Annotated in this window: 13 protein-coding genes; 10 read left to right on the forward strand and 3 right to left on the reverse strand. The window is 59.6% G+C overall.

Annotated features, from left to right (window positions below; genetic code table 11):
- Nucleotides 1–3: 3 nt before the first annotated feature.
- Complete coding sequence (locus N2A41_RS27535) at nucleotides 4–909, reverse strand: dihydrodipicolinate synthase family protein (RefSeq protein WP_260111681.1); 906 nt, start codon at nucleotides 907–909, stop codon at nucleotides 4–6.
- Nucleotides 910–1231: 322 nt separating this feature from the next.
- Here N2A41_RS27535 and N2A41_RS27540 point away from each other — a divergent pair, with 322 nt between their 5' ends.
- The 7 genes from N2A41_RS27540 (at nucleotide 1232) to N2A41_RS27570 (ending at nucleotide 8758) form a co-directional block, all read left to right on the forward strand.
- Complete coding sequence (locus tag N2A41_RS27540; protein WP_017969145.1) at nucleotides 1232–2866, forward strand: ABC transporter substrate-binding protein; 1635 nt, start codon at nucleotides 1232–1234, stop codon at nucleotides 2864–2866.
- A 130-nt stretch (nucleotides 2867–2996) separates the two neighbouring features.
- The gene (locus N2A41_RS27545; RefSeq protein WP_026154671.1) at nucleotides 2997–3953 is read left to right on the forward strand and encodes an ABC transporter permease; all 957 of its coding nucleotides are present in this window, start codon (nucleotides 2997–2999) and stop codon (nucleotides 3951–3953) included.
- A gap of 2 nt (nucleotides 3954–3955) precedes the next feature.
- Nucleotides 3956–4912: an ABC transporter permease gene (locus N2A41_RS27550; RefSeq protein WP_260111682.1), complete on the forward strand. Its 957-nt coding sequence runs from the start codon at nucleotides 3956–3958 to the stop codon at nucleotides 4910–4912.
- Nucleotides 4909–5916: an ABC transporter ATP-binding protein gene (locus N2A41_RS27555; protein WP_260111683.1), complete on the forward strand. Its 1008-nt coding sequence runs from the start codon at nucleotides 4909–4911 to the stop codon at nucleotides 5914–5916. The genes N2A41_RS27550 and N2A41_RS27555 overlap by 4 nt, the downstream gene beginning before the upstream one ends.
- Nucleotides 5916–6908: an ABC transporter ATP-binding protein gene (locus tag N2A41_RS27560; protein WP_222385988.1), complete on the forward strand. Its 993-nt coding sequence runs from the start codon at nucleotides 5916–5918 to the stop codon at nucleotides 6906–6908. The genes N2A41_RS27555 and N2A41_RS27560 overlap by 1 nt, the downstream gene beginning before the upstream one ends.
- Nucleotides 6905–7969: a four-carbon acid sugar kinase family protein gene (locus N2A41_RS27565; RefSeq protein ID WP_260111685.1), complete on the forward strand. Its 1065-nt coding sequence runs from the start codon at nucleotides 6905–6907 to the stop codon at nucleotides 7967–7969. Before N2A41_RS27560 ends, N2A41_RS27565 begins: the two co-directional genes overlap by 4 nt.
- 24 nt (nucleotides 7970–7993) lie before the next feature.
- Entirely contained in the window at nucleotides 7994–8758 is a 765-nt protein-coding gene (locus N2A41_RS27570; protein ID WP_003549481.1) for a FadR/GntR family transcriptional regulator, read from the forward strand.
- Between the two features lie 78 nt (nucleotides 8759–8836).
- Here N2A41_RS27570 and N2A41_RS27575 read toward each other — a convergent pair whose 3' ends face one another.
- Nucleotides 8837–9310, reverse strand: coding sequence for a DUF421 domain-containing protein (locus tag N2A41_RS27575; RefSeq protein WP_260111686.1), 474 nt, complete (start codon nucleotides 9308–9310; stop codon nucleotides 8837–8839).
- Complete coding sequence (locus N2A41_RS27580) at nucleotides 9193–10041, reverse strand: protein-L-isoaspartate(D-aspartate) O-methyltransferase (protein ID WP_246726632.1); 849 nt, start codon at nucleotides 10039–10041, stop codon at nucleotides 9193–9195. The genes N2A41_RS27575 and N2A41_RS27580 overlap by 118 nt, the downstream gene beginning before the upstream one ends.
- A gap of 597 nt (nucleotides 10042–10638) precedes the next feature.
- Between N2A41_RS27580 and N2A41_RS27585 the strand changes: the two genes are divergently transcribed.
- From N2A41_RS27585 to N2A41_RS27595, 3 genes are all read left to right on the forward strand, one after another.
- Nucleotides 10639–11520 (forward strand): alpha/beta hydrolase, encoded by an 882-nt coding sequence (locus N2A41_RS27585; RefSeq protein WP_260111821.1) that lies wholly within the window; start codon nucleotides 10639–10641, stop codon nucleotides 11518–11520.
- A 167-nt stretch (nucleotides 11521–11687) separates the two neighbouring features.
- Entirely contained in the window at nucleotides 11688–12344 is a 657-nt protein-coding gene (locus tag N2A41_RS27590) for a class I SAM-dependent methyltransferase (protein WP_260111687.1), read from the forward strand.
- A gap of 413 nt (nucleotides 12345–12757) precedes the next feature.
- Nucleotides 12758–13630: a glycosyltransferase family 2 protein gene (locus N2A41_RS27595; RefSeq protein ID WP_017969158.1), complete on the forward strand. Its 873-nt coding sequence runs from the start codon at nucleotides 12758–12760 to the stop codon at nucleotides 13628–13630.
- Nucleotides 13631–13696: the final 66 nt, after the last annotated feature.

A 13696-nucleotide genomic window follows, 5' to 3' on the forward strand; every position in this document is an offset into this window, starting at 1 on the left:
TCCTCAAGGCAGCTTGGCGTAGCTTTCGGCGAGTGCGGCATAGTCGGCATCGCCGAGCGGCATCAACGGTGCGCGCGTGCGCTTCCAGGCGGGATTGCCGGTCTTCAGTCCCACCATCGCCTTGATTGTGGGGATCTGGACGTAGGAATTGGAAAGCGTGCGATAGGCGTTGATCCGGGCCTGTGCCGCCTCGACATCTGCGGCGCGCGCCTCGTCATGGACATGGTCGTAGACGGTGCGGAGCGAATTCGCGACGAGATTGGAGGTGGCCGTGATGCAGCCAGCACCGCCCGCCTTCAGCAACGGCAGCAGCAGCGGGTCGGCGCCCGCCAGCACCGAGAAGCCTGGATGGGCGGCGATGATCGCCTGCATGTTGTTGAAATCTCCGGCAGATTCCTTGATGCCGACGACCGTTTCCGGGAAGGCCGCAATCAGCCGCCCGATCAGCGGAATGGATAGCGGAACGCCTGAAACCTGCGGAATATGATAGAGGATGACCTGCAAGCGGGTGTCGGCGACTTTTTCCAGCACCTGCGAATAGGCGGCGAAGAGACCATCGTCGGAGACGCCCTTGTAGTAGAAGGGTGGCAGCATCACCACCTTGGTGACGCCAAGCGACAGCGCGTGCCGAGTCAATTCCACGGTCTCGGGAATGGCCACAACGCCGGTGCCCGGCAAAAGCCTGTCGGCGGGAATACCAGCCTCGAGTGCTGCTTCCAGAATGGCGCGGCGCTCGGCTCCGGAGAACGAATTGGCCTCGCCCGTCGTGCCAAGCAGCGCCACGCCATGGCATCCCTCGGCCAGCAGCTGTCGGCAATGATCGGTGAATAGTGCGAGATCGGGTGAATTGTCTGCAGTCAGCGGCGTTGCGGACGCGCTGAATACGCCTGTAATCCTGTGATGGCTCATTTTGCCCTCCTCGGCGCGTCCTGTCCGGGGATCCGTGTTCGAACGCCCGGCTGCGCATTCGATGTCATTCGTTTGTCGCCATGGAGAGCAAGAACTTTTCCATCGCCGCGCTTTTGTCAAGAAGACAAAACGCGGCGATGCAGCTGCTAAAACCTATCTATCTGTTATCATTTGGATATTTTTATGATAAAATTTTGATTGGACGAAAATAGAGATTTTTTGTTGACATATTTACAATAACGAGAGAACGATACGGAACGGATTGTGCTGCGCCTGGCAGGTGCAGGGAGAGCGCTGCCGAATTCACTCTGGGAGGAATGCCATGTCTGATCAATCGGATAAAACCAATATATCACGTCGCAACGCGCTGAAGCTCGGCCTTGCAGCCGGCGTCGGCCTCACCGTATTCGGGATGAATGCCCGCATCGTCATGGCCGATGAAGGCCAGGTCCTGAAGGTCGCGCATCCGGCCTTCGACCAGGACTGGTCGCCGCTGCGCGGCGGCGGCAGGACGTTCCGCTGGAATTCGATCTGGTGGGCATCGCCGATGTATTTCGACAGCAAAGGCAATATCAAACCTTACGTCTTCACCAGCTGGGAATCGGCTGACAACACAGTCTGGACCTTCAAGATCGACCCCAAAGCCGTCTTCTCCGACGGCAGCAAGATCACCTCGGCGGACGTCAAGGGATCGTGGGAAGTCGCCTCGATGCCGAACACCAAGAGCCAGCGCGCCGACCAGGTGCTGAGCAAGGTCAAGGGTTATGCCGAAATCGCCTCCGGCTCCGGCAACGAGTTGACGGGTGTCGCGACGCCCGACGATGGAACGGTCGTCGTGACGCTGGCAGCCGCCGATCCGATCTTCTTCATGCGCCTGGCAAACCACATCGCGCCGATCACCAAGGCATCGCAGTCGCGCGGCAGCGACGGCGAGGAGATTATCGACTGGTACAAGCCTGACAGCAAGCCGGTCTTTTCGGGTCCGTTCAAACTCACCAGCATCGACATCGACGCAGGCAAGATCACGTTCGAGCCGAATGAAAACTTCTTCGGACCGAAGCCGAAGCTTGCGCGCATCGACATCACCTCGATCGAGGACAATGTCTCCGCGACGTCGCTGATCAAGTCGGGCGAGTTCAACGCTCATACCGAACTGATCACCTCGACCATCATCCAGGATCTCGGCCCGGAATTTTCCGCCGGCCCGCTGATCCCGACCAGCCAGCACTTCTGGTTCAACATCTCCCGTGCGCCGATGGACGATCCGAAGGTCCGCCAGGCACTGATCATGGCGGTCGATCGCGATGGCCTGTTCAAGGCGTCCTACCCCGACGGGCCGCACAAGAAGGCCGATCAGATTCTCAACTCGGTCCCAGGTGCGGAGAATTCCGGCTTCGAGCCATACCCTTACGATCCGGCGGCTGCCAAGAAGCTGCTTGCGGAATCGACCTATGGCGGCCCGGAGCGCTTGCCGAAGATCCTATTCGTCGGCATCTCGGGGCCGGCCATTCAGGCTGCCGCCCAGTTCATCGCCGAGCAGTGGCGCCAGAATCTCGGCATCACGGCCGTCGACATGAAGCCGCAGCAGGACGCCTATGCGGGTCCGGATCAGAATTCGATCCAAATCTTTCGCGACGACGTCGGCACGCGTGTACCGGATGCCGTATCCTATCTGGCGGGCAGCATCGCCTCGACCTCGTCGAATGCGCAAAACAAGCTTGGCGGATACAAGAACGACAAGGTCGACAGCGCTCTGGCCGAAGCCACGACCAAGGCTGCGGACGATCCGCAGCGTATCGCTCTCGCTCAGGCAGCCCAGAAGGCGTTCCGCGAGGATTGGGCTTTCATTCCATGGTATTCTCAGGCGATGTCGCGCTGGGCTACCAAGGACGTCAAGGGCCTGGAAAAGAACCTTGACTGGCAGGTCGTCGAACCCTGGAACATTTCCATCGGTTGATCCGGCGGAAATCGTTCCAATCGGCAATAACCCGCGCGAAGGCCGCAAGGCCTTCGCGCAAGTTTCAAGAAGAAGAGATGCGATCGCAGCCAAAAGCGGGAACGCATCGAACAACAGGTGGGAGGTGGCCTTGCTGCGCTACGTGCTAACCCGATTTGCCATCTGGATTCCGTCCGTTCTGGTGGTGATGCTGGCGGTTTACGCGCTGGCCTTCTATGGCGCCGGCGATCCGATCAAGCTGATCTTCCTGCGCGCGCCGGGCGACGTCGCCTATAATCCGCAGCGCATCGAAGCCATTCGCGAAAGTGCCGGCCTCAACAAACCCTTCATCATCCAGTTCGGCCTTTACATCTGGAACCTGCTGCACGGCCAGTTCGGCAATTCGCTGACCTCGGGCCGCTCCGTCTGGGCGATGGTCTCGGCCGCAGCCCCCGTCTCCTTCCAGCTTGCGCTCTGTTCCATCATCCTGACCGCCGTCGTTGCGATCCCGCTCGGCATGATCGCCGCGCTCAACCAGAATTCGCGCATCGACTATGCCATTCTGGGCTCCGCACTCTTCCTCTGGGCGATCCCGGCCTATGTCGCCGGTCCGCTGCTGATGGTCGGCCTGATCGTGCTGCTGCCGGGTGCGAGCGTGCCCTATGGCTGGGGCGGCATCCTCGATGTCCGTATCCTGCTGCCGCTGCTCGTCCTTTCCTTCCAGCCGATCGCGCTGATCGTGCGTCAGACGCGCGCCGCCGTCATCGAGGTACTGTCCGAGGATTTCGTCCGCACCGCTCGCGCCAAGGGCGTACCCGAAATCATCGTGGCGCTGCGCCATATCCTGCGGCCGGTGCTGACGCCTGTCGTCACGCAGCTCGGCCTGATCATGATCACCATCGTCAACGGCGCGATCTTCGTCGAACTCGTCTTCGGCCTGCCGGGCCTCGGCCGGTTGACGGTGCAGGCGCTGATCAATTCCGATTATCCCGTCATTCTGGCGATCACGCTGATCGGATCGTTCCTGGTGATGGTCTCGAACCTCCTGGTGGATGTGCTCTATCCGCTGCTCGATCCGCGCGCCAACGATTCAAGAAGGAGCCGCTGACCATGTCCGCCATCCCTCTTTCCACCATCGAAACCGTCGAAGAACCGGTCAGTCTGTGGCGCGACGCCTGGTATCGGCTGAAGCGCAACCGGCTTGCCATCTTCGGCCTCGTTATTGTCGTGATCCTCGCCTTCACGGCGATCTTCGGGCCTTACCTCACGCCTTATGATTATCTGAGCCAGGATCTCAACGCCCGCAACGTCCTGCCGTCGATGAGCCACCTCTTCGGAACCGATGATCTCGGCCGCGACGTCTTCAGCCGGGTGGTTTTCGGCACGCGCACCGCTTTCCTCGTCGCCGTCATCGTCACCGTCTTCGCCGTGCTGATCGGCCTGGTGCTCGGGGCAGTCGCCGGTTTCTTCGGCAATCCGTTCGATCGCGTCATCATGTGGCTGACCGACGTGACGATGTCGGTTCCCAACCTGTTGCTCGTCGTCGTCATCAACGCCTCGCTGAAATCGCCGATCAGCAAATGGATGGAGGCGCGTTACCTCGCGACCCTCAATCCCTTCTACCGCGAAACCATGTGGGTGGATTTCATCCTCGTCTTCGGCTCGATGGCGCTGATCTCCTGGCCGCCTTACGCCCGTCTCGTCCGCGCCCAGGTGCTGTCGATCCGCAGCCGGCCCTATATCACCGCGGCCCAAGCGCTCGGCCTGTCGAACTGGATCATCATCAAGCGTTATGTCATTCCGAATGCGCTGGGCCCTTTGATCGTCTCGGTCAGCGCCGGCCTCGGCACGGCGATGGTGCTGGAAAGCGCCTTCAGCTTCCTCGGCGTCGGGGTCAATCCGCCGACACCGAGCTGGGGCAACATGATCTCCGACGGCCTGCGTGTCTGGCAGCATTATCCCCACCTTCTCGCCGCTCCGGCGGCCGTGCTCGGCCTTGCTTCGGTTGCCTTCAGCTTCCTCGGCGATGGCCTTAACGACGCGCTCAATCCGCGGGGCAACAAATGATGGATACGAAAAGCACCGACCGCCTGCTCGATGTCAGGAACCTCACCGTCGAGATCGCCGGCCGCAATGGCCCGGCCGTGGTCGTCGATGGCATCGATCTGCATGTCGACAGGGGCGAGACCCTTGGCGTGGTCGGCGAATCCGGCTGCGGCAAGAGCCTGACCATGCTGAGCCTGATGCGGCTGTTGCCGAACAAGATCAAAGTCACCAGGGGATCGGCGATATTCGATGGCCACGACCTGCAGACGATGTCAAATCGCGAGCTGCGCAAGGTACGCGGCGGCGATATCGGCTTCGTCTTTCAGGATCCGATGACCTCGCTCAATCCGGTCATGCGCGTCGGCGACCAGATCTGCGAGCCGCTGATCTATCACCGCAAGATGCGCAAGGCCGAAGCGCGCACCCGCGCCGTCGAACTCTTGCGTCTCGTCGGCATTCCCGGTCCGGAAGAGCGTCTGCAGGCCTATCCGCACGAACTTTCCGGCGGCATGCGCCAGCGTGTGATGATCGCGATCGGCCTTGCCTGCAATCCGAAGCTCCTCATCGCCGATGAGCCGACGACGGCGCTCGACGTCACCATCCAGGCCCAGATCGTCGATCTGGTGAAGGATCTCAGGGCCAAACTTGGCATGTCGGTCGTCTGGATCACCCATGACCTGGCGCTGATCGCCGGCCTCGTCGATCGCGTCGCCGTGCTTTATGCCGGCACGGTGGTCGAAGATGCGCCGGTCGACGAGCTCTATGCCCGCCCGAGCCATCCCTATACGCGCGGCCTGCTGTCATCGATCCCGAAGCTCTCGGACCCGCCGGCAAGCCGGCTGAGCTCGATCGGCGGTACGCCGCCGGAGCCTGGCCGCCGGCCGAAGGGCTGCCCGTTTGCGCCGCGCTGCCCGCTTGCCGAAACGATCTGTCATGAGAAGGTGCCGCAGCTCGAACCGTTGAGCGGCAGCGCCAATCACCGCGCCGCCTGTTTCGTCGTCCAGAGAATGCAGGAGGCCGCATGATGGGTGCTCAACCGCTGCTCAAGATCGAAAACCTGGTCAAGCATTTCCACGTCAAGCTCGGCGCCTTCGGCGAACGCTCGGCGACCGTCTATGCGCTCGACAATGTCAACCTCGACATCATGGAAGGCGAGACGCTGAGCCTCGTCGGCGAATCCGGCTGCGGCAAGTCGACGACAGGTTTCACCATCCTCAACCTCTACAAGGCGACCAGCGGCAAGGTCGTCTACAAGGGCCAGGACCTCGCGACGCTCGATGAAAAACAGATGCGGCCCTTCCGCCGGGACCTGCAGATCGTCTTCCAGGATCCGTATTCGACGCTCAATCCGCGCATGACGGTGGGTGAGGCGATCGGCGAACCCATCCTTTTTCATAGGCTCTGCACCAAGGCCGAGCTGAAGGACAGGGTGGCAACGCTGCTCACCGATGTCGGCCTGCCCAAGCGATTTGCCCAGCGTTACCCGCATGAGCTTTCCGGCGGCCAGCGACAGCGCGTCGTCATTGCCCGCGCGCTCGCCTGCCAGCCGAAATTTATCGTCTGTGACGAGGCGATCTCGGCGCTCGACGTGTCGATCCAGGCGCAGATCATCAACCTGCTGCTCGATCTGCAGGAAAAATACGGGCTGACCTATCTGTTCATCGCCCATGATCTCGCAGTCGTGCGCCATATCAGCACCCGCGTCGGCGTCATGTATCTCGGGCGGCTCGCCGAACTTGCCACCCGCGAGGAACTCTTCGACAATCCGCTGCACCCCTATACCAGGGCGTTGCTGTCGGCCGTCCCGGAAACCGATCCGGAGCATGAGCGCACGCGCCAGCGCCAGATCCTGCAGGGTGATGTGCCGAGCCCGCTGAACCCGCCGTCGGGCTGCCGTTTCCACACGCGTTGCCCGATCGCCATGGACGTCTGCAGCAAGGTCATTCCCGCGTGGAAGGAGGCAAAGCCCGGCCATCTCGTCGCCTGCCACGCCGTCAACACCGGACAGACCGCATGACGCTGAAGGCGGCCATTATTGCCGATGATCTGACGGGCGCGCTCGATACCGGCACGCCCTTCGTCGAAGCCGGGCTTTCGGTTGCGGTCGCCGTCGATGTCGAGGCCGCAGAGGATGCGATCGCCACCGGCTGTGACGTTGTCGTCATCAACACCGCCTCCCGCGCGCTGGATGAGCGCGAAGCCGCCGAAAGAGTACGGTCGGCGGCAGCGGTGTTTCGTCGCGAGAAGCCGGCGGTCATCATGAAGAAGATCGATTCCCGGCTCAAGGGCAATGTCGCGGCCGAGAGCCTGGCGCTGGCGAAGGCATTCGATCTGAAGACCATGCTAGTAGCGCCCGCCATTCCCGATCAGGAGCGGTTGACCTACCGAGGGTGTGTCGTCGGCCGCGGCATCAACCAGCCGCTACCGATCGCTGAGCTGTTCGAAATCAGCGCGGACGGCGTCGTGATTGCCGATGCCGAGGACGATGGCGATCTCGACCAGATCGCGGAGGGGCATGACTGGCTGACGACACTTGCTGTCGGCGCAAGGGGCCTCGGGGCCGCGCTTGCCCGCCAGCTCGGCGAAATGGGGCGGCAGCCGCTGCCGGAATTTGCGGCGACCCGGCGCACCCTGTTCGCCTTTGGCTCGCGCGACCCGATTACTGCTATCCAGATGGACCGGCTCCAAGCCTCGGGTGTCCTACGCATGGTCGTGGACGCGCCGAAGGGGCAGGTCGAAGTCGGAGAGGGCATAGCGCTGCCGGCGCTGCTGCGTTGCACTGGCGATATGGCGGCCGATGCGGCACTGGTCGCTCGCCGTTTTGCGGCAGGCGTCAGAACGGTCATCGACGACACGGGGCCTGATATGCTGATGGTCGGCGGCGGCGATACGGCGCTTGCCGTTTTCCAGGCGCTCGGGGTCAGAGTTCTGGCGCCCCAGGGCGAAATAGAAGCCGGCGTGCCGTGGTTCGATGTCACGGCAGCCGACGGGCGGCATTTTCGGTGCGCCGTGAAGTCGGGGGGCTTCGGCAATCCCGATAGTTTGTTAAGACTGGTTCTTTGGAATCGGGCGGCATAGTAAGATACCGCCGGGGAGAATGACGTGGCTGAAGTGAATGGCGAATCTTTGAACGCGGAAGCCGGCCCACCGGGCAAGCCCGAACGCGGCAAGGCCGTCAAGCTGGTCGATCGCGTCTTCGACCAGTTGCTCGAGCGTATCCGCGGCGGAAATTATCCGCCGGATTCCCGCCTTCCCGGCGAGCATGAGCTTGCCTCGATGCTGGGTGTGTCGCGGCCGATCGTCCGTGATGCGCTGGCGCGCCTGCGCGATCAAGGCATGGTCTATGCCCGGCAGGGCGCCGGCACCTTCGTCAGCGCACATGGATCGCCGACGACGCAGCTTGCCTATTCGCCGGTGAAGACGATCGCCGACATCCAGCGCTGCTACGAATTCCGCCTGACGATCGAGCCGGCCGCCGCCTATTTCGCCGCCAAGCGCCGCAATGAGCAGGCGATCCAGAAGATCGCCAGCGCGCTTGCGGACCTGCGCGAAGCGACCAGCCATCAGCTTCACCGCACCGACGCCGATTTCCTCTTCCACCGCGCGGTCACGGAGGCTGCCAACAATCATTATTACACGGCCTCGATCGACGCGCTGAAGGCCCATATCGCCGTTGGCATGCATCTCCATGGCCTCTCTTTGCTTGGCCCCCGCCAAGGGCTGGAACAGGTCTACGAAGAGCATAATGCCATCTACAAGGCGATCGCCGATGGCCGGCCTGACGATGCACAGAGACTGATGAAGGCGCATCTCGAAGGCTCCCGGGACCGCTTGTTCGAGGGCAGGGTGCTCGACCTATCCTTCTGAAGCGCGTCCCACAGCTGGCAGCTCGAAATTGCCAGGGAGTTCGTGCCATACCGCGGGATGCTCCTTCGCTGGCAATTGTCAGCCGGATTTCTGCTTCTTGATGATGCTGATGTTGCCGCTCACTTCGAGGATGGCAAATTTTATCTCCGCAACGCTCGGTTCTGGCGGGTCGGCAGGAAACACATAGCCTATCCGGCCATCGCGCGCGAAGGTCGCCTTTTGAGGCGGATCGATGCCCTGGACCGAAAAGCCTTGAAGAAAGGCGGCATTGATCGTGAAGACCCTGTCTTCGGATGACGGTGCGAAGGTCACCGTCATGTCCTCGGGAGCATTCCATCGGGAGATGACGGGAAAATCCCCGGATCCTTCGGGCAGTATGAGTGATTGCCGTGAAAACGGACCGCCTCTTTCAAGCAAGCCCAGCAAGCAGGTCACTAGAAGAAGCGTGAAAACCATCCAGGAAATACGTTGAACAGCCCAGAATTTTTGCTGAAATTCACTATGATCGAGCACACTTTCCGGCAACGCGGGCAACTTGTGTATCTTTCCCATGCCCCTCCCTGTGCGTCTTGCGGAGAACTTGGCTCGGAGGCAACTGTTCCGGGCAAGCAGGGGGCCGTCGCCGTGTACATCGGATGGGTAGCGGTCCAGGCGTCTTCGCCGATCAAGGGAACGAAGATCACCCCGCCGAGATCTTCTTCTTCGAACGTGGTATCCCCGGTGCGCGTGAGCCGTTTCAGGCGCTGCCCTTCACCGCGGCCGACCGGGATGATCAGCCGCCCTCCGAAGCCCAACTGTTCTTTCAAGGCGGTTGGCACCTCGGGCGCGCTCGCAGAAACAATAATGGCATCGAACGGAGCGGCTTCCACCCAGCCTTTGCTGCCGTCGCCGACGCGAACGTCAATGTTGCGGTATCCCAGCTTCTCGAACCGTTCCTTGGCTTGAAGCGCCAGCCCTTCATGGCGCTCGATGGAATAGACATGCCTTGCTATCCGGCTCAGGAGGGCTGAAGCGTAGCCGGAGCCCGTTCCGACCTCGAGCACTGTGTCGCCGGCATCCAGATTGGCCTTTTCGAGCATCAGAGCGACGATGAACGGCTGCGAAATTGTCTGGCCTTCGCCGATCGGCAGCGGCGCATCCTCATAGGCGCATTCCTCGGAGCCTGGAGGAACGAATTTTTCGCGCGGCACCGTGCGCATCGCTTCGGTCACGCTCGGATCGCGAATGCCACGACGCGTAACGTGGTGCTCCACCATGCGATCTCGGATGCGCGTCTTATCCATGGATCAGCTCCACTGTCGCCGGTTGCACCTTGGGCAAACTTCTGGGTGGCGCAGAATGTAAAACAAGTCAGCGCCTGGGGAGTTCCTGAGAGGAGCAGGTTTTCGGCAAGCGCCAAGGGTATAGCAAAGCGACACGCAAGATCACCAAGGCGAAACATTGTAAACATTGGCATGCCGCAGTTGGAAATAGAATGCCGGCTACACAAATTTGCGGCGTAACGCATGTTATGGAACTAGATACATCTATGTTATTACAAAGACTTAAGTTCCGCTCTATCCTTCGCGCATGGCCGCAAAGTTGACGTGTCTTGTTTCTGCAAAGTTGGAATGTCACACCCGCGCGTTGAATAGCACGGCCAGCGATCGAAGAACGAGACCGGCAGCTCGATAGCTCCGGGTCTTCAAATCATGCCTGGAACCAGGTTAGATCAGCCTCCGTAAACGTCCGGACCGAGATTGCCATAAAGCGCTTTCGCGGAAGTCTGGATATCAGCAAGCGTTGCACCAACCTTGGTACCTTCGAAACCCACTGTTGAACTGCACCAACATCAATTTCCCTTCTCCGATCCTCCTATCCAAGCATCAGAAAACTTTCTCATGATTAATCATACTAGCGTCTATTCGATGCCCGGAACGTGTTTTTTCGATCTGGCTCCTGCTGCGGGCGGCGAGCCCTATCGCATATTCCTTTCCATTCCGGCGCAGAGACCGCCAATGGGAGGATGGCCGCTTCTCGTTCTGACGGACGGCAACGCCACTTTCCCCTTCGCGGTCGCCAGCTTGGTCACGCAGGCACCTTATCCGACGCGGACGAATGTCGGTTGGGGGGTGATCGCGGCGATCGGCTACCCGTCCGACGAGCCCTATGATCCGCTCCGCCGGTCTTGGGACCTGGGGCCTCCGCCGGTCAAATCCTATCCGCCGTTCGTTGAGGGCGGTCCGCCGGTGGTCATCGGAGGGACCGGCAAGCTGCTGGATTTCATCGAGAACGAGCTTATCCCGCGGATTGCAGAGAGGGTGATCCTGGATCCGAGACGCCGATCGCTTTTCGGACATTCCTTCGGCGGCCTCTTTACTCTCTATGACCTGTTCGAGCGTCCAGCTCTGTTTGCCAATTGGATTGCGGCCAGCCCCACCATCTATTGGGAGAACAGCGAAATCCTCAAGAACGAGGCGCAACGTCAAGAGGCGCCGAGGAATTCACCCTTTCTGCATTTGTCCGCCGGAGAATACGAAGGCGATGAGCTGGCGCCCTTCCAGTACGGAAACGAGGATGCCCCTGCGCGTCTGGAGAAGAGGAAGACGGAGCGGACCGTCCTCCTGGCGCGGGAGATGGCGGAGCGATTAGACGGCACTGCAGACGGAGTGCGTACGGAATTCGAGCTTTATGCCGGCGAGACCCACATGTCCGTTCTTGCGGCGGCCGTGAATCATGCGGTTGGAATCGCATTCGCCGTCCAGGATTTGACCGACAGGTGACGCTCTATACAGGGGTTTCATCAGTGAATACGATCCGGCGGTTAGGCGATCGTACTTGAAGTCGGTTCCGGCTGGGGCCGAAATGGGGCACTCCATATTGACAGAATCAGAGCAATAACACATCGAAGAAATGGTAGAAATCTGGCAGGCCAATCATGGACAGGGTAATGGATAGTCTTAAAACGCTGATGACGGACCCTGCAACGCGGGCACGCGTGGACAATGAATGGGATAAGCTGGGGACAGATTTTGCCGCAGCTTATGCCGCGATGCCAGCCAAGTACATGTCGCGGACAGAATTGTCTTTTCATTCTTACGTCAAGCTTTTGGGATTTCTCAGTATCGACGTGGCCTCACTGGAGGCAGACATCGTTGAGATCGGAGTCTGGAAAGGCAAGTCTCTCGCCTTTATGCAAAGGCTTTCGTCACCTTCAACAAAACTCGTTGGAATTGATCCATTCGAACTGCAAGGGCAGCTTCAAGAAGTCGATTATTTTCGAAACATTCTTTATAGAACCTGCATTTTGATAAGAGGTTACTCGCAGAATGCAGTCGAGCGCACGCTGCAGGCTTCCCAACGGTTCAAGATTTTGCATATTGATGGCGGTCATGCGAGCGAGAATGTATGGGCAGATTTCCTTCTTTATGAGCGATTTGTCGTACCTGGTGGCTATATCGTCTTCGACGACTATGGCGATTTTGCCCATTCACCAGAAGTAGGACCCGCCGTAGATCGGATACGTGCAGCGGGCTTATTCGAAAGCTATGATATCTTGGGTCAATTGCCGGAGTACGAGCACAGCTACGTCCTGCGAAAGCGATAGGGCGAGTGAAATTCGCCGCTTCTCGAACGCCAGCGAGCATTCTGTCTTTACCCTCAGCCAGCTTTCGAGCCGCCTGAATTGCCTTAGAAAAGATCTATTGTCATTTTGGAAGAGACGATGAATTCTGTCTTGATGCCGAGATAATCGCAGATTTTCGTGATTGAATTGAATACGTAAGAATCTCGTGGAACGCACTTGCGAATGCCCGAGGGCGTGCCCCGTTTCTCCCAAAAATTATCTATGTATTGGGCGAGATCAAGGCCTTTTTTCCGCTTGTGCCTCTTCCTCTGCACAAGCCTCGCGTAACGTCCGCGCTCTATGATCATGGCAAGTAGTCTGCTTCGGTCGTTCGGAGCGCCGATCACCGCTCTCGCCGACGGAGGCTGGAGGGGGCGTCTCAAGGGGAGAAACATTTGCCGCGCGTATCGATCTGTATCCCGGCCTATAAGCCCGATTTCTTTGAACTCGCCCTGAAGAGCGCAATCGCGCAAAGTTTCGATGACACGGAAATCATAGTCTCTGACGATTGCCCGACGGATGCAATCGAGAAAATCTGCGAGAGATACTCAGGCGTTATCCAGTACAGCCGCAATCCGGATCCGGCCGAGTACAAGAACGTCATACGGCTCGCCGGGCTCGCCGGCGGCGAGTACATCAAGTATCTCTTCGACGACGACGTCCTTAATCCGTTCTGCATCCAGTACCTGCTCCAAGCGCTTGAAGCCACACAGAACAGAGGAACGAAACTCGCGTTTTCCCCGCGCTATTTCATCGACGAGCGGAACCAGGTTACAAATCTCGGCAACGGATTGATGGTCGAAGGCTCGCTGAAGGTGATCGAGGGCCGCGACTTCATACGCATCACTGCCGTCAAGCATCATAATCTGCTTGGCGAGTTCTCATCGGCGCTCTTGAGAACGGCCGATTGCTTTGATGAATCCGGCCGTTTCAGTCTTTTCAAGGTCGTGGACGGCATCATTTCCGGACCGCTCGATCTTTCATCCTGGGTTGGGCTCTCCCTCCGCGGAGCGATCGTCGGGCATCCCATGCCCCTCTCCTATTTCCGTCAGCATTCCAATTCGCAGTCCAATCCAGCGGCCAACCGCTATTTCATCTACTCGATCACCTACTACGAGGAAGTGCTCGATCTCGCGATCGAGAAGGGCTACCTGCAGCCCTCCGATCTGCCCATCGCCTATCGGAACCTCATCAATCACTATTCCTACTGGAGAGGATCGTTCCCGGAACTGGATGAACGGATCGCCCGCATCAGCACACGTCTCTAAGTCCCACGCAGGCGCAATAGAAATCGCAAAGGATTAAATCACGATGGACGGAATCACGGGATCAGA

It is taken from the genome of Rhizobium sp. SRDI969 (assembly GCF_025152725.1).
Lineage (GTDB): Bacteria > Pseudomonadota > Alphaproteobacteria > Rhizobiales > Rhizobiaceae > Rhizobium > Rhizobium leguminosarum_I.

What these genes read in the sequence shown, in the direction of transcription:
- N2A41_RS27560 (WP_222385988.1), top strand. Translation starts at nt 5,916, where the DNA reads ATGGGTGCTCAACCGCTGCTCAAGATCGAAAACCTGGTCAAGCATTTC.
- N2A41_RS27585 (WP_260111821.1), top strand. Translation starts at nt 10,639, where the DNA reads ATGATTAATCATACTAGCGTCTATTCGATGCCCGGAACGTGTTTTTTC.
- N2A41_RS27575 (WP_260111686.1), bottom strand. Translation starts at nt 9,310, where the DNA reads ATGGGAAAGATACACAAGTTGCCCGCGTTGCCGGAAAGTGTGCTCGAT.
- N2A41_RS27550 (WP_260111682.1), top strand. Translation starts at nt 3,956, where the DNA reads ATGTCCGCCATCCCTCTTTCCACCATCGAAACCGTCGAAGAACCGGTC.
- N2A41_RS27590 (WP_260111687.1), top strand. Translation starts at nt 11,688, where the DNA reads ATGGATAGTCTTAAAACGCTGATGACGGACCCTGCAACGCGGGCACGC.
- N2A41_RS27580 (WP_246726632.1), bottom strand. Translation starts at nt 10,041, where the DNA reads ATGGATAAGACGCGCATCCGAGATCGCATGGTGGAGCACCACGTTACG.
- N2A41_RS27555 (WP_260111683.1), top strand. Translation starts at nt 4,909, where the DNA reads ATGATGGATACGAAAAGCACCGACCGCCTGCTCGATGTCAGGAACCTC.
- N2A41_RS27535 (WP_260111681.1), bottom strand. Translation starts at nt 909, where the DNA reads ATGAGCCATCACAGGATTACAGGCGTATTCAGCGCGTCCGCAACGCCG.
- N2A41_RS27540 (WP_017969145.1), top strand. Translation starts at nt 1,232, where the DNA reads ATGTCTGATCAATCGGATAAAACCAATATATCACGTCGCAACGCGCTG.
- N2A41_RS27565 (WP_260111685.1), top strand. Translation starts at nt 6,905, where the DNA reads ATGACGCTGAAGGCGGCCATTATTGCCGATGATCTGACGGGCGCGCTC.